Genomic DNA, 18,723 nt, shown 5'->3' on the forward strand with positions numbered 1-18,723 from the left:
GTCGGTGACGGAGTGCCCGGGAGGCCGCGACTTCAGCCCCCTGGCCTGGGGACGGCGAAGGGCGCCCCGGTCTGGCCGGGGCGCCCTTCGCCGTTGGGGCGGGTCAGCGCGGGGAGTGGGTACCCACGCCTGAGTCGATCACCTTGAACCTGCTGCCGGGGGACGTGGCTCGGCCCGTGGGCGGGGTGGCCGTGCCCGGGTAGACCCAGAGCGTGCCGACCACATCGGCGACCACATGTGTGTTACCGGAGTGGTTGTAGACGTTGAATCCCTGCGTGGGGCCGAGGATGCCCAGCACCGCGTTGGAGACCGTCTGCCCGGCGGCCGGGTTGAGGTTGCTCGCCGTGGGCCGGGTCATCGCCGAGTCGGCCGGCCACACCGTGAGCACGGTGTTGCTGGTCGGGGTGACCGCGGTGACGTTCATCGCGAGCACCTGCGTGCTGGGGGTCAGCATGCTCGCCGGCGCGGTGACCTTGCCGACCGCGGTCGGCCCGAGCACGCTCGGCAGGCCCTGGCCGATCCGGCTGTCCGCGATCCGGGTCGGCGACATCGGCGTGAACCGCAGGCCGTCCGGAACCGTGCCGTCGTCGATCACGCCCACCACGTCCACCACCAGGTGGGTGGTCTGCGAGGTGTAGATCGCGAACTGCGGGGCCCGCTTGCCACCGCACTCGGTGCACTCGACCGTCTCCACGATCGCGAGGTTCGGCACCACCTTGCCCGCCGGGTAGTTGACCGTGGACGCGGTGGGCACGTCCCCCTGCCCGGTCCAGGCCGTCAGGTAGCCGGCCTTGCGGGGCGAGACGGCGGTGATGTTGACGACGAGCGCCCGGATGTTGGCGTTGACGTTGCCGAAGCTGAGCCAACTCTCCATGTAGTAGGTGGCGGGCAGGGGAGCGCCGTCGTCCCGGGTGTCGTAGAGGCGGTACGGCTTGATCCACTGGTACTGGCCGCCCGGCCCCCGGCTGGAGAGCGAGTTGTTTCCCGCCCAGACGCCCGCCACGTCGACCACGACGTCCGTCGACCCGGCGTGGTTGTAGACCGACACCTTGCCGCCCGAGCCCACCTTAACGGTGACGCTGTTCGAGCCGAGCCACGACTTCGCGAAGTTGATCGAGGAAGCGGTGGGGCGGCTCTGGCCGGCAGGGTAGAGAGTCAGAAAGCTCCCCGCCGTCGGGCCGACGACTGTCACGTTCAGCACGACCGAGCCGACACCGCTGCTCGGCACGCCGCCCCGACCGGTGACCTGGAGGTCGACCTTCTTACCCGGGCCGATCTTGGCCTTGGGCGCACCCAGCCCGGAACGGGTGTCCATCAACCGCTTCGGCGTCAGCGGGTAGTAGCTGCCGGTGACACCCCGGAAGCCCTCCACGGCCAACTGCACCCGGCGGGTGCCGGAGGCGCTGTCATCGGCGAGCAGCAGGCTCGCCTGCTGCACCCCCTCCTTTGTCGGGTTGGCCGCGACAGAGACGGTGCAGGTCTGGCCCGGGGCCAGCGTCCGACCGGTGCAGTTCGAGCCGAGCAGCGCGAACGCCCCGGGCGTCGGGCCGCCCAGGCTGGCCGCCCCGAACGTGACAGGCGCGCTGCCGACGGACCGGAAGGTCACCGTCCGGGCCGCGCTGGGCACCGCGATCTCCTGGTAGTTGAAGCTCACCGGGTTGGGCTCGCCGTGCGCGACCGCGTAGTCCACGGACGAGTTCCAGCGCAGCTCACCGCTGACCGTGCCGGTGTAGTTGGTGCTGTCCCGGCAGCTGTACTCGTACGCGGCGGCGAAGGCGTCGACCCGGCCGGTGTCGCTGTCCCGGTCGGCCTGCCGGACCTTGATCCAGCCGGAGACGTGGCCGCAGCCGCGCCCGTCGGAGGCCAGGTCCATGGCGGCGGTGCCGCCGTCGCCCTGCCAGGTCGCCTGGTAGGTCTGACCGGCGGTCCACTGCTCGCCGGCCGGCGGCTGGATGCTGAGTCGCACGTAGGAGCCGGCCCGGGTGGTATCGACGGCCAGCCGGTCGTTGCTCTGCGCGACCACGGAGATGGTGGAGTTGTCGCGGTCGAAGACGTCGGACTGGTAGATCGGATAGCCGCCGGTCTGGTCGCCGACGTCGACGGTGAGGACCGTGTACGGCGCGGTGGGCGCGGCCAGCGCCATCCCCGGCAGTACGGCCAGCGCACAGGCCCCGGCAATGCTCATGCCGAGTAGAGCGCGAAAAATGCGCATGAATACCCCGTGAAGAAGGAAGAGTGATTGTGGACCACACACTATGGGCGGTGATCACGAGCGGCAAGGCCGAATCGACGGAATGCCAAGAAAGGGCATTGCGCCCTTACCGGATCGACGACCGGCACCGTGTCCGAAGCCCGTTCACCCTGCATGGCAGGCGCCTGCCATTCATCGTCGGAAAACGCGAGAGCGCCCCGACCGGGTGGTCGGGGCGCTCTGCGGGTGACGACTGACGGTCAGCCGTCGGGGTGGCTGTCGGTCAGCTCCGGTTCGCGGCCGGGACCGCGCTCGGCTTGGCCTTGCCGCCCTTCAGCGACGTGGCCGACTTGGCCGTGGACGCCGGCGGGTAGTAGAACGTGCCCACCACGTCGGCGACCAGGTGCGTGCTGCCGGACAGGTTGTTGACGTTGAACGCGTACTCCGGGCCGATGACGCCGAGCACGCCGTTGGAGACGACCTGGCCCGCGTACGGGTTCAGGTTGCTGGTGGCGGGCTTGCCGATGTCGTCGAAGTCGGCCGGCCAGGTGGTGATGACCGTGTTCTTGGTCGGGGTGACGGCGGTGACGTTCATCGCCAGCACCTCGGTGTCGGGCGTGACCAGCGCGCCCGGGGCGGTGACCTTACGGGTGCCGTTGGCCGGGATGGCCCCGGAGATACCCAGGTTGGAGCGGCTGTCCACGATCCGGGTCGGGCTCAGCGGCGCGAACCGCATGCCGTACGGGGACTCACCGTCGTCGACCACACCGACCAGGTCGACCAGGACGTGCGCCGCCTGCGAGGTGTAGATGTGGAACTTCGGCGCACCCGTGGTGCACCAACCGTTCAGCTCACTGCCGGTGCAGGGGGTGGTCTGCACGAAGGTCAGGTTGGGCACGTTCGTGCCGGCGAGGTAGTTCACCGTCGAAGCGGTCGGCCGGGCGCCCTTGCCGGACCACGCGGTGAGGAAGCCGGACTTGGCCGGCGACACCGCGGTGACGTTGAAGACGAACGACTTGACGTGCGGGTTGTAGTCGTCGCCGAAGTCGAGCGAGTATTCCAGCACCTGACCCGCCGGGGGCTTACCCTCCGGGTCCTCGCGGCTGTCCCACATGCGCTCCGGCAGGTACCACTCGTACTGGCCGCCGGCACGGTTGGTGAGGCTGTTGTCGCCCGCGTAGAAGCCGACCACGTCGACGATCACGTCGGTCGAGCCGCTGTTGTTGAAGACCGAGACCTTGCCACCGGAGCCGAGCTTCACGGTGACGTTGTTGGAGCCCAGCCAGCCCTTGGCGAAGTTGACCGAGGAGGCGGTGGGGCGGGACTCACCGGTCGGGTAGGCGGTGAGGAAGCTGGCGGCGCTGGGACCGGTGACGGTCACGTTCAGCACGACCGCGCCGACGCCGCTGGCCGGTACGCCACCACGGCCGGCGACCTGGAGGTCGACCTTCTTGCCGGCACCGATCTTGCCGATCGGGGCACCCGTGCCGTTACGGGTGTCCAGCAGGCGGGCCGGGGCGACCGGGTAGTAGGCACCGGTCACGTCGTCGAGGGCCGCCGCCTTCTGCAGCGGTGCGGAGACGGGAGCCGCGGAGGCCGTACCCGGCACCACGGCCAGTGCACATGCTCCGGCGAGAGTGACGCCGAGGATAGTGCGAATTTTGCGCATAGAGACCCCGTGTTCGAAGAGGAAAGGATTGGCCGCCCCAGCGTAGGGGCCCGGGTCAATGCCGGCAAGGCCGATACAGATGACCGCCCGGTGACGTTCCGGTGAGGACGAATCACACGAAATGCCACCGGCATCCTCGGCCCGCCGCTGTCGTCCACAGGATGGCCGCCTTGTCCACAGGTTGTCCACACCCCCCGGTGGACGACACTTGACATTCGGGCCGGGCCCGCGAGACTGCCCGGGTGACCGCCCACCACGAGCCCGAACCGACACCCCGGGACCCCGGGCCACCGGCCGCCCGGCCGACCGGGCGGGTACGGATCGTGCTGGCCGGCGTCTCCCGCCGGGACACCCGGGCCGACCACACCCGCACCGAACTGGCCCAACAGACCCGGGTCGGTGAGGCGCTGGTGCGGGGCCTGGTCCGGGCGCAACTCACCCTCGCCCTGCGACTGAGCCTGCTGGTGCTGGTCGGGCTGGGCGGGCTGCCCTGGCTGTTCGCCATCGCACCCCCGGTCGGCCGGGTCACCGTGCTCGGGGTCAACCTGCCCTGGCTGCTGCTCGGGGTGGTCTCCTTCCCGTTCCTCATCGCCGTCGGCTGGGCGTACGTGTGGCTCGCCGAACGCAACGAACAGGACTTCGTCGACCTCGTCCAGCGGCCGGAACGCTGAGATGGGCAACGGGTACGTCGTCCCGGCGATCGTCGCGGTCACCCTGGTCACCGTCGGTATCGGCTTCTACGGCCTGCGCCTGGCCCGGACCACCTCCGACTTCCTGGTGGCGTCCCGGACGGTCAGTCCGACCTGGAACGCCGCCGCGATCGGCGGGGAGTACCTGTCGGCGGCGAGCTTCCTCGGCATCGCCGGGCTGATCCTCAAGTACGGCGTCGACGTGCTCTGGTACCCGGTCGGTTTCGCCGCCGGCTACCTGGCGCTGCTGCTCTTCGTCGCCGCGCCGCTGCGCCGCTCCGGGGCGTTCACCCTGCCCGACTTCTGCGAGCTGCGGCTCGGTTCCCGCCGGCTGCGCACCCTCGCCACCGTGTTCGTCATCTTCATCGGCTGGCTCTACCTGGTGCCGCAGTTGCAGGGCGCCGGGCTGACGCTGGCCACGGTGGCCGGCTCGCCCTACCCGGTGGGGGCGCTGCTGGTCGCGGCGGTGGTCACCACCAACGTGGCGTTCGGCGGAATGCGCGCGATCACCTTCGTCCAGGCCTTCCAGTACTGGCTGAAGCTGACCGCGCTCGCCGTACCCGCGATCTTCCTGGCCCTCCAGTGGCAGGCCGACGCCCGCCCGGCGGTGACCCCGCCCGACGGGCCGGCGTTCCGCACCGCGACCACCGTCGTGGTCGAGCACCGCGCGGCCCTCACCTTCCCCGACGGCACCATCCGGGAGGTACGCCCCGGCGACGAGCTGAGCTTCGCCGCCGGTGACCCGGTGCCCGAGGTGTCCGGGGCCGCCACCGGGGCGGCCGACTGGCTGCTGCCCAGCGCCGCCGGGGACGACGACCGGGGGCTGTTCGCCACCTACTCGCTGATCCTGGCGACCTTCCTCGGCACCATGGGACTGCCCCACGTGCTGGTGCGCTTCTACACCAACCCCGACGGCGCGTCGGCCCGGCGGACCACCCTGGTGGTGCTGGCGCTGGTCGGCGTCTTCTATCTGCTACCCACCCTCTACGGCGTGCTCGGCCGGATCTACACCCCGCAACTGCTGGTCAGCGGGCAGACCGACGCGGTGGTGGTGCTGCTTCCCGAGGCGGCGCTCGGTAGCGGCGTCACCGGGCGGCTGCTTGCCGCTCTGGTCGCCGCCGGGGCGTTCGCCGCCTTCCTGTCCACCTCGTCCGGGTTGCTCACCAGCGTCGCCGGGGTGATCTCCACCGACGTGCTGGGACGCGGCTCGGTACGCGGCTTCCGGCTGGCCACGGTGATCGCCGGCGGAGTGCCGGCGGTGCTCGCGCTGAACGTCTCCGGGCTGGACGTCTCCCAGGTGGTCGGGCTGGCCTTCGCCGTCGCCGCGTCCAGCTTCTGCCCGCTGCTGGTGCTCGGCATCTGGTGGCGCGGCCTGACCGACCTCGGTGCGGCGGCCGGGGTGCTGGTCGGCGGCGGGGCGGCGATCGGCGCGGTGCTGGTCACCGTGCTCGGCCCCCCGTTGTCCGGCTGGCCGGCCACCCTCACCACCCAACCGGCCGCCTGGACGGTGCCGCTCGCCTTCACCGTGATGATCGCCGTGTCGATGGCGACCCGCCGTCGCACCCCCGTCGACGTCGGGGCCACCATGCTCCGCCTGCACACGCCCGAGTCACTGCGCTCCTGACCGTTTCGTCCCGGTCGTCCGGGGCCATGCCAGGATCGACGGGGCGGTCACGTCACGTCTCGGATCCTTCACCGTGCGCGACCGTCCGTCTCGGGGATGAGCCGGGATCGTCCCCCGGCGGGAGCAGCCACTCGCCCGGCCCGGATACGGTCGACACATGACTGGTGAACACCCTGCGCTGGCACTCCGCGGCCTGGCCAAGCAGTTCGACGGCAAGGTGGCGGTCGCCGGGGTGGACCTGGCCGTCCCCGCCGGCTCGTTCTACGGCCTCCTCGGCCCCAACGGCGCCGGCAAGACCACCACCCTGTCGATGGCCGTCGGACTGCTCCGACCCGACCACGGCAACGCGTGGGTGCTCGGGCACGACGTCTGGGGTGACCCGGTCGAGGCGAAACGGCTGCTCGGCGTCATGCCCGACGGCGTCCGGCTGTTCGACCGGCTCACCGGCGCGGAGCTGCTGGCGTACCACGGGCTGCTGCGCGGGATGGACCCGGCGGTGGTCGACCAGCGGGCGGCGGAGCTGCTCGACGTGCTGGCCCTCACCGACGCCGGCCGGACCCTGGTCGTCGACTACTCCGCCGGCATGAAGAAGAAGATCGGCCTGGCCTGCGCGCTGCTGCACGGCCCCCGGCTGCTGGTGCTCGACGAGCCGTTCGAGGCGGTCGACCCGGTGTCGGCGGCGCTGATCCGCGACATCTTGCACCGGTACGTGGTCGGCGGCGGGACCGTCGTCTTCTCCAGCCACGTGATGGAGGTCGTCGAGCGGCTCTGCTCGCACGTGGCGATCCTCGCCGACGGCACCATCAAGCGGGTCGGCACCCTCGCCGAGGTGCGTGGCGAGCGTTCCCTGGAGGACGTCTTCGTCGAGGTCGTCGGCGGCCGGACCGCTACCGGTGAGGAGCTGGCGTGGCTGTCCCGGTGAGCACACCCGCCGAGCGGGTCCGCCCGGTCTCCCCGCGCCACTTCGTCCGGCTCAAGCTGCGGGTGATGGGCAACAACTTCCGGGGCCAGGGCTGGCGGATCGCGCTCTTCGTGGTCGGGGTGGTGGTCGGGCTCTGGTTCGCGGCCGGCGGTTTCCTGATGTTCGCCGCCCCCGGCTTCGCCGACGAACCCCGCTACGCGGTGATGGCGGCGGCGTTCGGTGGCGGGGTGCTCGTCCTCGGCTGGCTGCTGCTGCCACTGGTCTTCTTCGGTGTCGACGAGACCCTCGACCCGGCCCGGTTCGCCCTGCTGCCGCTGTCCCGCCGCACCCTGGTCACCGGCCTGTTCGCGGCGGCGCTGATCAGCGTGCCGGTGTTCGCGGTGCTGGTCGCGGTCGCCGGGCTGGTGGTCAGCGCCGCGCTGCTCGGCGGCGCGGCGGCCGGCGTCGTCGCCGCCGTCGGCGTGGTCGCCGGGGTGCTGCTCTGCGTCGCCGCCAGCCGCGCGGTGACCAGTGCGTTCGCCACCATGCTGCGGTCCCGCCGGGTCCGTGACCTGGCCGCCGTGCTGCTCGCCGTGGTCGCCGCGCTGCTCGGCCCGTTGCAGCTCGTGGTGCTGGCCGCCGTACGCACCGCCGACTGGGACCGGCTCGTCGGGGTGGCCCGGATCGTCGGCTGGACCCCGTTCGGCGCACCCTGGACGATCGGCCTGGACGTGGCCGAGGGCCGGACCTGGGCGGTGCCCGTCAAGCTGCTGATCACCGCGGTGACCATCGGGGCGCTGCTGCTCTGGTGGTCCCGGTCGCTGGAGTCGGCGATGGTCGGCGCGGCGAGCGCCGCCCCGACCAAGACCCGCCAGGCACCGACCGGCGGCGCGATCGCCCAACTCTTCCCCCGCGCGGTCGGCTGGGCCCGCCGGGACCGGTTCGGCGCGCTGGTGGCCCGCGAGTGCCGCTACTGGTGGCGCGACGCCCGACGGCGGGCCAACCTGATCACCATCGCCGTGGTCGGGATCTTCGTCCCGGTGATGGTCAACCTCGGTGGCGCGGGCTTCGCCGTCGGCCAGGAGGGCTTCGAATCCACCGGGGACCCGTCGCCGGTACTGCTCAGCATCTCGATGATCTTCGTCGGCGTGCTCGCCTCGGTGACCCTGGCCAACCAGTTCGGCTTTGACGGCAGCGCCTACGCGGCGAACGTCGTGGCCGGGGTCCCGGGTCGGCTGGAGCTGCGCGCCCGGATGACCGCCTTCTCCGTGTACGTGCTGCCGATGCTCGGTCTCGTCTCCCTGATCATCAGCGGGGTGCTCGGCCGGCCGGAATGGTTCGGGGTGGCGGCGGGCGCACTGCTCGCCTCGTACGGGGTGGGGTTGGCGATCAACGGGTTCATCTCGGTGCTCGGGGCGTACTCGCTGCCGGAGACGAGCAACCCGTTCGCGATGAACGGCGGTTCCGGGGTCGCCAAGAGCATGCTCACCCTGCTGTCCATGGTCGGCTCGGCGGCTGCCGCCGTACCGATGGTGGTGGCCGCCGGGCTGCTCGGCGACGTCTGGCTCTGGCTGGCCCTGCCGGTCGGCGCGGCGTACGGGGTGGGGGCGGCGCTGCTCGGGGCGTACCTGGCCGGGGACGTGCTGGACCGCCGGATGCCGGAGTTGCTGTCGACCGTCACCCCCCGCCGCTGATGCCGGTCGTCGAGGCGGTCACCACCGTCGCGGTCCCGCCGGAGGTGGCGTTCGCGGTGTCGCAGACCGTCGCGCCGGTGCGCTACCGGTGGGACCCGTTCGTCCGCGAACAGCACTTCGTCGACGGTGCCACCCGCCCCGGCAAAGGCGTGCGCACCTTCACCCGGTCCCGGCACGGCCTCGTGATGATCAGCGAGTACGTCTCCTTCGCCCCGCCGACGAACGTGGGGATGAAGATGGTGCGCGGCCCGTGGTTCTTCGAGATGTTCGCCGGTGGCTGGCGGTTCGCACCGGCACCCGAGCCGGGCCACACAGTCGCCACCTGGCGGTACAGCTTCCGTTGCCGGCCGGCGTTCCTGCGCCCGGTCGCCGACCGGGTCGGCGTCTGGCTGCTCACCCGGGACATCCGCCGCCGGATCGCCGGTTACGCGGCCGGTTGCGCCGACCCGCAGGTGCTGGCCGCCGCCCGTGCCGCCCTGTCCGTCGACCCTCCACCCACCGGCCCGGGTACGCCCTAGCGCCGCACCGCCGTCACGGGCGGCGGGTACGGCCGACCCTGACGGTGCCGACGAAGGAACGCCAGGTGTCGGGGGTGAAGTGGAGCGTCGGGCCAGCGCGGTCCTTGCTGTCCCGGACCAGCACCACCCCGGGCAGATTGTCCGCCACCTCGACACAGTTGCCGGAGTCGTCGGAACGCGACGAGGTCCGCCAGCGTGGCTCGTCAGGGGTCATGGCGTCACCTTCAGCTTGTTGACCAGATCGAGCGAGGCGCGCTCGGCCAACGCCTCACCCAACAGACTCTCCCACTTGCGCAGCATCAGTCGAATCCATTCCGGATGGTCCGCGATCTGCCCTCGGGCGGTGTTGTCCAGACACAGGACCTGCTCGCTCCCGGGCAGTTCCGCCAGCACGAACCCACCGCCCAGCGAGACGTGCGCACCGGCATCGAGCGGCAGCACATGGAGCCGCACATGAGGCAGCTCAGCAGCCTCCAGTAGCCGTCCGAGCTGCCGGTCCATCACCGCCGGCCCACCGATCGACCGCCGCAGTGCGCTCTCGTCGATGACGAAGACACACTCGGGTGGGTCGTCCCGCCCCAGTACCGCCTGTCGGCTCATCCGGAGCGCGAGGAGTTCCTCCACCCGCTCGTCGCGCTGGAGCCCGCCGGCCGAGAAGACGGCCCGCGCGTAGTCCTCCGTCTGGAGCAGCCCGGGCACCAGACACGGCTCGAAGTTGCGCAGCCGGGTTGCCTGAGCCTCGTAGCTCTGCCAGGGCAGGAACCATGACGGTGCCCGCTCCCCCTCCTGGTCTCTGGGCGCGCGCCCGGTCGGCGGGAAGGTCCGACGATCGTCTACGCGTGAGCGGCACCGAACCGGCGTGTCGTAGTCGTTTACCCGTGGACGATCATGAAAGCGAGGCCGTCTCTCGCCCCGACCTGGCAACGCGGGACGGGGCGGGGGCCACAATGTTTCACGTGAATCCAGAACCGGGTGCCGAGATCCACCACACCGACCCGTTCGCGGTGCCGACCGGGCAACGCTCGCCGGCCCGTCGGCTGCGGGGACGGCTCGCCGCACCGGTGACGCTCTGGACCGCACCCGGCCCGGCCGGGCTGACCGTGTCGTCCACCCTGGTCGCCGAGGGGGAGCCGGACCGGCTGCTCGGCCTGATCGACCCCGAGGCCGACCTCTGGGCGGCGATCGAGGAGGCCGGCCGGTTCGCGGTGGCCCCACTCGGGCCGTCCCACCGGCAGCTCGCCGACCGGTTCGCCGGGCTCTTCCCCTCGCCGGGCGGCCTGTTCGCCACCGACACGTGGACCGACACGCCCTACGGGCCGGTGCCCGCCGACGCCGGGAGCTGGGCCGGCTGCCGCCTGGACACCGCCCGGGAGTACGGCTGGGCGCTGCTCGTCGAGGCCACCGTCGAAACGGTCGAGATCCTGACCGACACCCCGCCCCTCCTGCACCACCGGGGCCGCTACCACCAACTCCCCTGACCGGGCGGGGTGGCGTCGCAATGTCACCGATATAGCGGCTTCCTGGCCGGCGGATACTGCTATATCGACCCAAGAGAGTGGATCATGGCCGGCCGGGCGGGGCCAGGGCGGCCGGCGGGGCGGGGTCATGGTCCCGGGCGCGGGGCGGGTCGGGGCGGGCGGCGGGAAGCGGGCGGCAGGGGCCGGTGAGCGGGGTGACGTGGGTCACTGGGCGCAGGTGGGGGACCGTTCGGCGCAGGGGACTGCCGGGATCGATCTGCACCTTTTCTCGCAGGCAGGCCGCTCTCTACGGTGCGCGAAACTCCCGATGCCTGTGAAGGTGGTGATCCACAGATGTCCACGGACACACCCACGCCCGCCCCGGCCGAGTCGGCGGCGGAGCGTTATCTGGCCGTACAACGGTCGGACGAGTTCGTCGGGTTGCGCCGCGCGCTGCGCAGCTTCGTCTTCCCGATGACCGTCGCGTTCTTCCTGTGGTACGCGCTCTACGTGATCCTCTCCGCCTACGCGCGGGACTTCATGGGCACGAAGCTCTTCGGCAGCAACATCAACGTGGCGCTGATCTTCGGGCTGCTCCAGTTCGTCTCGACGTTCCTCATCGCCTGGCTCTACTCGCGGTACGCCGACCGCAAGCTCGACCCGACCGCCGACCGCATCCGCGCCGAGATCGGGGAGGTGACCCATGAACACGGTCCTCGCGGTTGAGGCGGGTGGCGGCACCGCCCGCAACCTGACCATCACGCTGTTCCTGGTCTTCGTGGCGGTGACCCTGGCGATCACGATCTGGGCCAGTCGGCAGACCAAGACGGCCACCGACTTCTATGCCGGCGGCCGGTCGTTCTCCGGTTTCCAGAACGGCATGGCGATCGGCGGCGACTACATGTCGGCCGCGTCGTTCCTCGGCATCGCCGGCATCATCGCGCTGTACGGCTACGACGGCTTCCTCTACTCGATCGGCTTCCTGGTCGCCTGGCTGGTGGCGTTGCTGCTGGTGGCGGAGCTGCTGCGCAACTCGGGCCGCTACACGATGGCCGACGTGCTGGCGTTCCGGATGCGGCAGCGCCCGGTGCGTACGGCGGCGGCGGTCTCCACCATCACGGTGTCGATCTTCTATCTGCTGGCCCAGATGGTCGGGGCGGGCGCCCTGGTCGCGCTGCTGCTGGGGATCAAGCCGGGCACCACGTTCCTCGGCATGGACGCCGACACCGCCAAGATCGCCACCATCATCATGGTCGGCGCCCTGATGATCATCTATGTGACCGTGGGTGGCATGAAGGGCACCACCTACGTCCAGATCGTCAAGGCGTTCCTGCTGATGACCGGCGCGCTGGTGATGACCGTGCTGGTGCTGGCCAAGTACAACTTCAACCTGTCGGCGCTGCTCGGTGACGCCGCCGCCACGTCGGGCAAGGGCAGCGCGTTCCTCGAACCCGGGCTCCGCTACGGCGTCGAGGTGGCCGGCAACTCGACGCAGACCTTCTATAACAAGATGGATCTGCTGTCGCTGGGCATCGCCCTGGTGCTCGGCACCGCCGGCCTGCCGCACATCCTGATCCGCTTCTACACCGTGCCGACCGCCAAGGCGGCCCGCAAGAGCGTGCTCTGGGCGATCGGCATCATCGGCACCTTCTATCTGTTGACGCTGGCGCTGGGCTTCGGCGCGGCGGCGCTGGTCGGCGGCAAGGCGATCGTCGCGCAGGACAAGGCCGGCAACACGGCCGCGCCGCAGCTCGCCGAGGAGTTGGGCAAGACCTTCCTCGGCGGCAACCTGGGCGGGGCGACCCTGTTGGCGATCATCGCGGCGGTCGCGTTCGCCACCATCCTGGCGGTGGTCGCCGGCCTGACCCTGGCCTCGTCGTCCAGCCTGGCGCACGACTTCTACGCCAACGTGATCAAGAAGGGGCAGACCTCCGAACGCCAGGAGGTCCGGGTGGCCCGGATCTCGGCCCTGGTCATCGGCGCGGTCTCGATCGCCCTGTCGATCTTCGCGCAGAGCCTCAACGTGGCCTTCCTGGTGGCGTTGGCGTTCGCGGTGGCCGCCTCGGGCAACCTGCCGGCGATCCTCTACAGCCTGTTCTGGAAGCGGTTCAACACCTCGGGCGCGGTCTGGGCGATCTACGGCGGCCTGATCTCGGCCGTGTTCCTGGTGTTCTTCTCGCCGGTCGTCTCCGGCGCACCGACCTCGATGTTCCCGGAGCACGACTGGCAGTGGTTCCCGCTGTCGAACCCGGGGCTGCTGTCCATCCCGTTCGGGTTCCTCTGCGGCTGGATCGGCACGGTCATCTCCAAGGAGCACGACGAGGACAAGTACGCCGAGTTGGAGGTGCGTGCCCTCACCGGCGCGGGTGCGCACTGAGCAACCGGCACCACGAGGCCCCCGCCGCGAGCGATCGCGGCGGGGGCCTCCGCCGTCGCCCGGGGCCCGCCGACCCCGACGGCCGCGTCGTGGCAGGCCCCGAGGCAGAGACGGGCAGGGTACGGGGCACGGGCGTCACCCAGGTCGAAATGACCTGCGGCGGTCGCGCTGAGTAGGCTGACCGCCATGAAGGTTGCCCAGCGGTTCGGTAGCGGTCACCGCGTCCTCGTCACCGGCGGTGCCGGGTTCGTCCCGTCGCACCTGGTGGACGCCCTGATCGAGCGCGGGTGCACGGTCGTCGCGCTGGACAACTTCGTCACCGGCTCCAAGGACAACGTCGCGCACCTGGCGGAGCACCCACGGTTCACCCTGGTCGAGGCGGACATCTCCGAGGGTCTGCCCAGCCACCACCCGGCCCTGGCCCAGCGGTTCGACGCGATCCTGCACATGGCCTCCCCGGCCAGCCCGACGGACTTCGCGAAGCTGCCGGTGGAGATCCTCCGGGTCGGCTCGGTGGGCACCCTGCACCTGCTCGACCGCGCGGTCACCGACGACGCCCGGTTCCTGATGGCCTCCACCTCCGAGGCGTACGGGGACCCGAAGGAGCACCCGCAGCGGGAGACCTACTGGGGCAACGTCAACCCGATCGGGGTGCGCAGCGTCTACGACGAGGCGAAGCGGTTCTCCGAGGCGGCCACGATGGCGTACCACCGCAGTCGGGGGCTGGACGCGGCGATCGTCCGGATCTTCAACACGTACGGCCCCCGGATGCGACCGGACGACGGCCGGGCCATCCCGACGTTCATCTCCCAGGCGTTGCGTGGCGAGCCGATCACCGTGCACGGCACGGGTGAGCAGACCCGGTCGATCTGTTACGTCGACGATCTGGTGCGCGGCATCCTGCTGCTGCTCGACTCGACGCAGACCGGCCCGATCAACTGCGGCACCGAACACGAGCTGACCATGCGGCAACTCGCCGAGACGATCGCGTCACTCTCCGGCAGTACGTCACAGGTGACCTACGTCACTCGCAGCTCGGACGATCCGGAGATGCGCCGCCCCGACCTGACCCTCGCCCGGGACCTGCTGGGATACCAGCCGCAGGTGTCGCCCGACGAGGGCCTGCGACGCACGATCGACCATTTCCGCAGCCGGCTAGGGTAGCTCTCCCACGCCACGCGGGGCGCTCGGGAGGCTTCACATTCAGCGAACGCTCGACCCGCCTACGTACGCTGAAACGCATGTCAGCGACCTCGTCAGCCGGCGCCTCGCTCCCGTACCTGCACCGCAGCGCGGGCCGTGCCTCGGTGCCCGGCTCCGACCGGGGCGCCACCGGGCGCACCCGCCAGTCCGACGCGCAGTGGTACCCCTCGCACCAGGAGAGTCAGCCCCGGTCGGGCGGGCCGGGTGGCCCCGGCACACCCTCGGGGCCGGGCGGGCCGGGGAACTACGGCCGGCGTGGGCCGCGCCCGCGCTGGGGGCGGATGGCCCTGGTGGCCGGCGTGACGGTGCTGGTGGTGGCGCTGCTCGGCGGGATCGGGGCCTGGTTCTACACCCGTAACCTCAACGAGGACCTGGCCCGCACCGACCCGTTCTCGGAGATCACCGGTGGGCGGCCGGCGAAGGCGGTCGACGGGGCGCTCAACATCCTGCTGGTCGGCACCGACTCGCGGGACCCGGACGCGGCGGTCGACAAGCCGGGCGAGTGGCGGGCGGACACGCTGATCGTCATGCACATCCCGGCCGACCACAAGTCGGCCTACCTGGTCTCCGTCCCGCGTGACCTGTACGTGCCGATCCCCGAGAGCGCGGGCGCGGCCTGCGACTCCGGTCGGCGTGCCAAGATCAACGCTGCCTTCGCCTTCGGTGGCCTGCCGCTGGCGGTACGCACCGTGGAGTGCTTCACCGACGTCCGGATCGACAACGTGATGGCGATCGACTTCGGCGGCTTCAAGGAGGTCACCGACGCGCTCGGCGGGGTCGACCTGAAGGTGGAGCGGAGCATCACCTCGATCCACAAGCCGTACCGGAAGTTCACCAAGGGCACCATGCACATGGACGGCGCGACGGCCCTGGACTGGATCCGCCAGCGCAAGCAGTTCCCCCAGGGCGACTTCGCCCGGATGCGCCACCAGCAGGAGTTCCTGCGGGCGCTGATGGACAAGGCGGCGAGCACGGGCACGCTGACCAACCCCAAGAAGCTGAACGCGTTCCTCCAGTCGGTGACCGCCGCGGTGACCGTCGACAACGACTTCTCCCTCGGCGACATGGCGATCCAGTTCCGCAACCTGCGCGGGGAGAACCTGACCTTCCTCACCAGCCCGAACACCGGCAGCGACACCATCAACGGCGAGTCGGTGGTGGTGTCGGACCGGGAGAAGGCGCTGGCGATGTACAAGGCGATGTCCGCCGACACGATGGCGGACTGGGTGGCCGCCGACAAGAAGGCGGACACGCCGGGCAACGGGAACTGAGCCGGCCCGGCATCCGGGGTCGGCCCGACCCCGGATGTCGGGCAGATTTCGACGAGCGTCATCAGAGGTCTTTACCGAAGGCTTGATCATCAAAAGCCAACAGCCGTCCGGTCTCATCGATTCATCCGTTCGGACAAATCGCGGAGGAAAAGGTCGGGTTGTCTGGGATTTGTGCGTGTGACGACCTCGCCTTGACGGGAAGCGGTACGTAAAGTGGTCCCGCCCCCCGATCACGCGAGCTGGAGCATGCATGCCGGTTCAGACCAGCCCCCGCCCTTCGTCGCTGAACGCCGACCCCTACCGGGCGTCGGCCGCCGTCCCGTCACCGGGCGGTCGCGGCGGTCGGCCCTCCGGCACGGCCCGCAAGCGCACCCGGCGCAAGGACCCGCTCTGGGCGCGGCTGACCGTCATCTTCGGCGCGGTGCTGATGGTGACCAGCGGCATCGCGATCGTCGGCAGCAAGGCGCTGATCAGCCAGGCCACCGGCAACATCGCCCAGCGCAACCTGCTCGGCGGGGCGGGGAAGACCGAGGCGGAGGGCGGCGCCAACCTGGACGGCCCGATCGACATGCTGCTGCTCGGCGTGGACGCCCGGGAGCGCTGGGCCGCCGACGACGTCCGGTCGGACAGCATCATCGTGCTGCACATCCCGGCCAGCCACGACCAGGCGTACCTGATCTCGATCCCCCGCGACACCGAGGCACAGATCCCCGCGTTCAAGAAGAGCGGGTTCAAGGGCGGCACCGACAAGATCAACGCGGCGTTCCAGGCCGGCGCGCGCAACGGCGGCGGCTGGGAGGGCGGCGCGCAGCTGATGGCCCAGACCATCAAGAACATGACCGGAGTCAGCTTCGACGGGGCCGCGATCATCAACTTCGGTGGCTTCAAGAACGTCATCGACACCCTCGGCACGGTGCGCATCTGCGTCAGCCACGAGGTGAAGTCGCACCACATGATGATGGTCGACGGCAAGCAGATGTGGAACGCCGACGCCAAGAAGACCGGCCGGCCGATGACCCCGGTGGTCTACAAGAAGGGCTGCCGGGAGATGAACGGCCTCCAGGCGCTCGACTACTCGCGGCAGCGTTACGGCCTGCCCAACAGCGACTACGACCGCCAGCAGAACCAGCAGCAGCTGATCAAGGCGATGGCCCGCAAGGCCACCGACAAGGGCATGATGACCAACCCGGTCAAGGTCAACCAGCTGATCAAGGCGGCCGGCAAGGCATTCATCCTGGACACCGGCGGGGTGCCGGTCGCCGACCTGGTCTTCACCATGCGCGGGGTCACCGCCAACGAGTTGACCATGCTGCGCACCAACGGTGGCACGTTCAACGGCAACGCCAACAACCGTGAGGCGCTCAGCCAGCAGACGCTGGACATGTTCCAGGCGATCAAGGAAGACAAGCTGGCCGAGTTCGTCTACGCCAACCCGAGCGTGCTGTCCACCCGGAAGTGACCCGCCGGTAGTCCCGGCGAACCGCCCCGGGGACCCGTGGTCCCACCGTAGCCTGACGTGAGAAGCACTCACGTTTCGGCCACGGGAGGGCGTCACGGCCAGGTCAGCGCGATCCGTTCGGGGGCGGGGCACACCGCCTCCCGCCCGGCGCGGGACACGCTGGTCGCGGATCCTGCTCGGCGTCGGCCTGACCCTGGTGCTGCTCGCCGGGTTCGCCGTCGTCGGGGTACGGCTGCTCGCCCACCGCTACGACCGGACGGTCAGCCGGGAACAACTACTCTCCCCCGACGCCCGGCAGGCCCGCACCGAGCTGGACACCGGGCTGAACTACCTGATCGTCGGCTCCGACCGACGCCCCGGCGCAGCCGGGGCGGACCAGCGGTCGGACACCATCCTGATCGTGCACGTTCCGCCCGGCCTACGGCAGGCGTACCTGATTTCCGTCCCCCGCGACCTGCTGGTCGCGATCCCACCCGACGCCGCCGGCTACGGCGGGGGCCAGGACAAGATCAACGCGGCGTACGAGCACGGCGGTGGCGGCGAGGGCGGCACCCGACTGCTCTCGGCCACCCTGACCCGACTCACCGGCATCCGCTTCGACGGCGCGGCGCTCGTCGACTTCGCCGGCTTCCGCCAGGTCATCGACCTGCTCGGGGGCATCCGGATGTGCGTCGACACCGAGGTCCGGTCGATCCACACCGGGACGAACTTCCCGGTCGGCTGCCAGCAGATGGACGGCGCCAGGGCGCTGGACTACGCCCGGCAACGCTACGACCTCCCGAACGGCGACTACGACCGGCAACGACACCAGCAGCAGATGCTGCGGGCGATGCTGGACCGGGCCGCCCAGTCCCACCTGCGCAGCGACCCCGTGCAACTGGACCGGGTGCTGCGGGCGGTCGGCAGCTCGCTCACCGTCGACACCAACGGGGTGCCCCTGGACGACCTGGTGTTCGCGCTGCGTTCCCTGCCCGCCGACGCGCTGCACGGGGTGCAGTTGCCGTCCTACCCGCAGACCATCGACGGCATCTCCTACGTGGTGCTGGACCAGGGCGGCGGCGGGCTCTTCGACGCCGTCCGCACCGACCGGCTGCCCGACTGGTCGCGGGCCAACCCGCGCTGGGTCAACCGGCTGTGACCACCACCCCGACCACCGGATCCCGCGCCCCCGGGGTCCCGGAGGCCACCGGGGTCCCGGAAGCCACCGGCATCCCTGGAGCCACCGAGGTGCCGGGAGCCGCCGAGGTGCCGGGAGCCGCCGAGGTGCCGGGAGCCGCCACGCCGGCTGCCGACGTGCCGTCGGCGGCACCGAGGATCTAGGCTTGGTGACCGTGTTCGGATCCCAGGTTCCCAGCGTCCCCGTGACCGCGATCGACGACGACACCTACCTGCTCGACGTCCGGGAGGACGACGAGTGGGCGGCGGGCCACGCGCCCGGCGCCCACCATGTGCCGATGATGGAGCTGCCGGCCCGGCTCGCCGAGGTGCCCACCGACCGCGAGGTGGCGGTGATCTGCCGCTCCGGCGGGCGCTCCGCACAGGTGGTCGGCTACCTGCTCGGCAACGGGTGGGAGCAGGTGCGCAACGCCGACGGCGGGATGCGGCAGTGGGTGGCCGTCGGCAAACCGGTGGTCACCGGGGACGGGCAACCCGGCCAGGTCATCTGAGCG

General features: G+C 70.8%; 17 protein-coding genes and 1 pseudogene. 14 read left to right on the forward strand and 4 right to left on the reverse strand.

Annotation, left to right across the window (positions count from 1 at the left end):
* Window positions 1-103: 103 nt before the first annotated feature.
* Window positions 104-2,185: a choice-of-anchor D domain-containing protein gene (locus tag AB0K25_RS01235; RefSeq protein ID WP_219465298.1), complete on the reverse strand. Its 2,082-nt coding sequence runs from the start codon at window positions 2,183-2,185 to the stop codon at window positions 104-106.
* Window positions 2,186-2,474: 289 nt separating this feature from the next.
* Window positions 2,475-3,860: a hypothetical protein gene (locus tag AB0K25_RS01240; protein WP_363817698.1), complete on the reverse strand. Its 1,386-nt coding sequence runs from the start codon at window positions 3,858-3,860 to the stop codon at window positions 2,475-2,477.
* A gap of 320 nt (window positions 3,861-4,180) precedes the next feature.
* Here AB0K25_RS01240 and AB0K25_RS01245 point away from each other — a divergent pair, with 320 nt between their 5' ends.
* From AB0K25_RS01245 to AB0K25_RS01265, 5 genes are all read left to right on the forward strand, one after another.
* Window positions 4,181-4,531, forward strand: a complete 351-nt coding sequence (locus tag AB0K25_RS01245; RefSeq protein ID WP_208565788.1) for a hypothetical protein — start codon at window positions 4,181-4,183, stop codon at window positions 4,529-4,531.
* A gap of 1 nt (window position 4,532) precedes the next feature.
* A complete protein-coding gene (locus AB0K25_RS01250; protein WP_363817701.1) occupies window positions 4,533-6,173 on the forward strand; it encodes a cation acetate symporter in 1,641 nt (546 codons plus the stop codon).
* 157 nt (window positions 6,174-6,330) lie between these two features.
* The gene (locus AB0K25_RS01255) at window positions 6,331-7,095 is read left to right on the forward strand and encodes an ABC transporter ATP-binding protein (protein ID WP_208565085.1); all 765 of its coding nucleotides are present in this window, start codon (window positions 6,331-6,333) and stop codon (window positions 7,093-7,095) included.
* Window positions 7,080-8,768, forward strand: coding sequence for an ABC transporter permease (locus tag AB0K25_RS01260; protein WP_363817704.1), 1,689 nt, complete (start codon window positions 7,080-7,082; stop codon window positions 8,766-8,768). The genes AB0K25_RS01255 and AB0K25_RS01260 overlap by 16 nt, the downstream gene beginning before the upstream one ends.
* Complete coding sequence (locus AB0K25_RS01265) at window positions 8,768-9,286, forward strand: SRPBCC family protein (protein WP_363817707.1); 519 nt, start codon at window positions 8,768-8,770, stop codon at window positions 9,284-9,286. Before AB0K25_RS01260 ends, AB0K25_RS01265 begins: the two co-directional genes overlap by 1 nt.
* A gap of 13 nt (window positions 9,287-9,299) precedes the next feature.
* Here the strand turns inward: AB0K25_RS01265 and AB0K25_RS01270 are convergent, their stop codons facing one another.
* Both AB0K25_RS01270 and AB0K25_RS01275 read right to left on the reverse strand, forming a co-directional pair.
* Window positions 9,300-9,500, reverse strand: a complete 201-nt coding sequence (locus AB0K25_RS01270; RefSeq protein WP_357538160.1) for a DUF397 domain-containing protein — start codon at window positions 9,498-9,500, stop codon at window positions 9,300-9,302.
* Window positions 9,497-10,345, reverse strand: a complete 849-nt coding sequence (locus AB0K25_RS01275; protein ID WP_363817711.1) for a DUF5753 domain-containing protein — start codon at window positions 10,343-10,345, stop codon at window positions 9,497-9,499. The genes AB0K25_RS01270 and AB0K25_RS01275 overlap by 4 nt, the downstream gene beginning before the upstream one ends.
* On the opposite strand from AB0K25_RS01275, the pseudogene AB0K25_RS01280 reads away from it, so the two are divergent.
* The 9 genes and pseudogenes from AB0K25_RS01280 to AB0K25_RS01320 all read left to right on the forward strand — a co-directional run.
* Window positions 10,234-10,764: pseudogene (locus tag AB0K25_RS01280) on the forward strand (flavin reductase family protein); the annotation flags it as partial. The gene AB0K25_RS01275 and the pseudogene AB0K25_RS01280 overlap by 112 nt on opposite strands.
* Before the next feature lie 333 nt (window positions 10,765-11,097).
* Window positions 11,098-11,469 carry a DUF485 domain-containing protein gene (locus AB0K25_RS01285; RefSeq protein WP_208565091.1) on the forward strand — a complete coding sequence of 124 codons (372 nt, stop codon included), beginning with the start codon at window positions 11,098-11,100 and terminating at the stop codon, window positions 11,467-11,469.
* Entirely contained in the window at window positions 11,447-13,120 is a 1,674-nt protein-coding gene (locus tag AB0K25_RS01290) for a cation acetate symporter (protein ID WP_219465307.1), read from the forward strand. The genes AB0K25_RS01285 and AB0K25_RS01290 overlap by 23 nt, the downstream gene beginning before the upstream one ends.
* 186 nt (window positions 13,121-13,306) lie before the next feature.
* Window positions 13,307-14,284 (forward strand): NAD-dependent epimerase/dehydratase family protein, encoded by a 978-nt coding sequence (locus tag AB0K25_RS01295; protein ID WP_219465308.1) that lies wholly within the window; start codon window positions 13,307-13,309, stop codon window positions 14,282-14,284.
* A gap of 77 nt (window positions 14,285-14,361) precedes the next feature.
* Window positions 14,362-15,594 (forward strand): LCP family protein, encoded by a 1,233-nt coding sequence (locus AB0K25_RS01300; RefSeq protein ID WP_219465310.1) that lies wholly within the window; start codon window positions 14,362-14,364, stop codon window positions 15,592-15,594.
* Between the two features lie 250 nt (window positions 15,595-15,844).
* The gene (locus AB0K25_RS01305) at window positions 15,845-17,053 is read left to right on the forward strand and encodes an LCP family protein (protein ID WP_208565095.1); all 1,209 of its coding nucleotides are present in this window, start codon (window positions 15,845-15,847) and stop codon (window positions 17,051-17,053) included.
* A 196-nt stretch (window positions 17,054-17,249) separates the two neighbouring features.
* The gene (locus AB0K25_RS01310) at window positions 17,250-18,191 is read left to right on the forward strand and encodes an LCP family protein (RefSeq protein WP_363817717.1); all 942 of its coding nucleotides are present in this window, start codon (window positions 17,250-17,252) and stop codon (window positions 18,189-18,191) included.
* On the forward strand, window positions 18,188-18,373 hold the full coding sequence (locus tag AB0K25_RS01315) for a hypothetical protein (protein ID WP_363817720.1): 186 nt from the start codon (window positions 18,188-18,190) through the stop codon (window positions 18,371-18,373). The genes AB0K25_RS01310 and AB0K25_RS01315 overlap by 4 nt, the downstream gene beginning before the upstream one ends.
* Window positions 18,374-18,384: 11 nt before the next feature.
* Window positions 18,385-18,720 (forward strand): rhodanese-like domain-containing protein, encoded by a 336-nt coding sequence (locus AB0K25_RS01320; protein ID WP_208565789.1) that lies wholly within the window; start codon window positions 18,385-18,387, stop codon window positions 18,718-18,720.
* Window positions 18,721-18,723: the final 3 nt, after the last annotated feature.

This window comes from Micromonospora sp. NPDC049257 (assembly GCF_040678915.1).
In the GTDB taxonomy this organism is placed as follows: domain Bacteria; phylum Actinomycetota; class Actinomycetes; order Mycobacteriales; family Micromonosporaceae; genus Micromonospora; species Micromonospora antibiotica.

Bases quoted from the DNA above. Each gene is read 5' to 3' on its own strand.
- AB0K25_RS01235 (WP_219465298.1), bottom strand. From the start codon at position 2,185: ATGAGCATTGCCGGGGCCTGTGCGCTGGCCGTACTGCCGGGGATGGCG.
- AB0K25_RS01240 (WP_363817698.1), bottom strand. From the start codon at position 3,860: ATGCGCAAAATTCGCACTATCCTCGGCGTCACTCTCGCCGGAGCATGT.
- AB0K25_RS01250 (WP_363817701.1), top strand. From the start codon at position 4,533: ATGGGCAACGGGTACGTCGTCCCGGCGATCGTCGCGGTCACCCTGGTC.
- AB0K25_RS01255 (WP_208565085.1), top strand. From the start codon at position 6,331: ATGACTGGTGAACACCCTGCGCTGGCACTCCGCGGCCTGGCCAAGCAG.
- AB0K25_RS01265 (WP_363817707.1), top strand. From the start codon at position 8,768: ATGCCGGTCGTCGAGGCGGTCACCACCGTCGCGGTCCCGCCGGAGGTG.
- AB0K25_RS01270 (WP_357538160.1), bottom strand. From the start codon at position 9,500: ATGACCCCTGACGAGCCACGCTGGCGGACCTCGTCGCGTTCCGACGAC.
- AB0K25_RS01285 (WP_208565091.1), top strand. From the start codon at position 11,098: ATGTCCACGGACACACCCACGCCCGCCCCGGCCGAGTCGGCGGCGGAG.
- AB0K25_RS01290 (WP_219465307.1), top strand. From the start codon at position 11,447: ATGAACACGGTCCTCGCGGTTGAGGCGGGTGGCGGCACCGCCCGCAAC.
- AB0K25_RS01295 (WP_219465308.1), top strand. From the start codon at position 13,307: ATGAAGGTTGCCCAGCGGTTCGGTAGCGGTCACCGCGTCCTCGTCACC.
- AB0K25_RS01300 (WP_219465310.1), top strand. From the start codon at position 14,362: ATGTCAGCGACCTCGTCAGCCGGCGCCTCGCTCCCGTACCTGCACCGC.
- AB0K25_RS01305 (WP_208565095.1), top strand. From the start codon at position 15,845: ATGCCGGTTCAGACCAGCCCCCGCCCTTCGTCGCTGAACGCCGACCCC.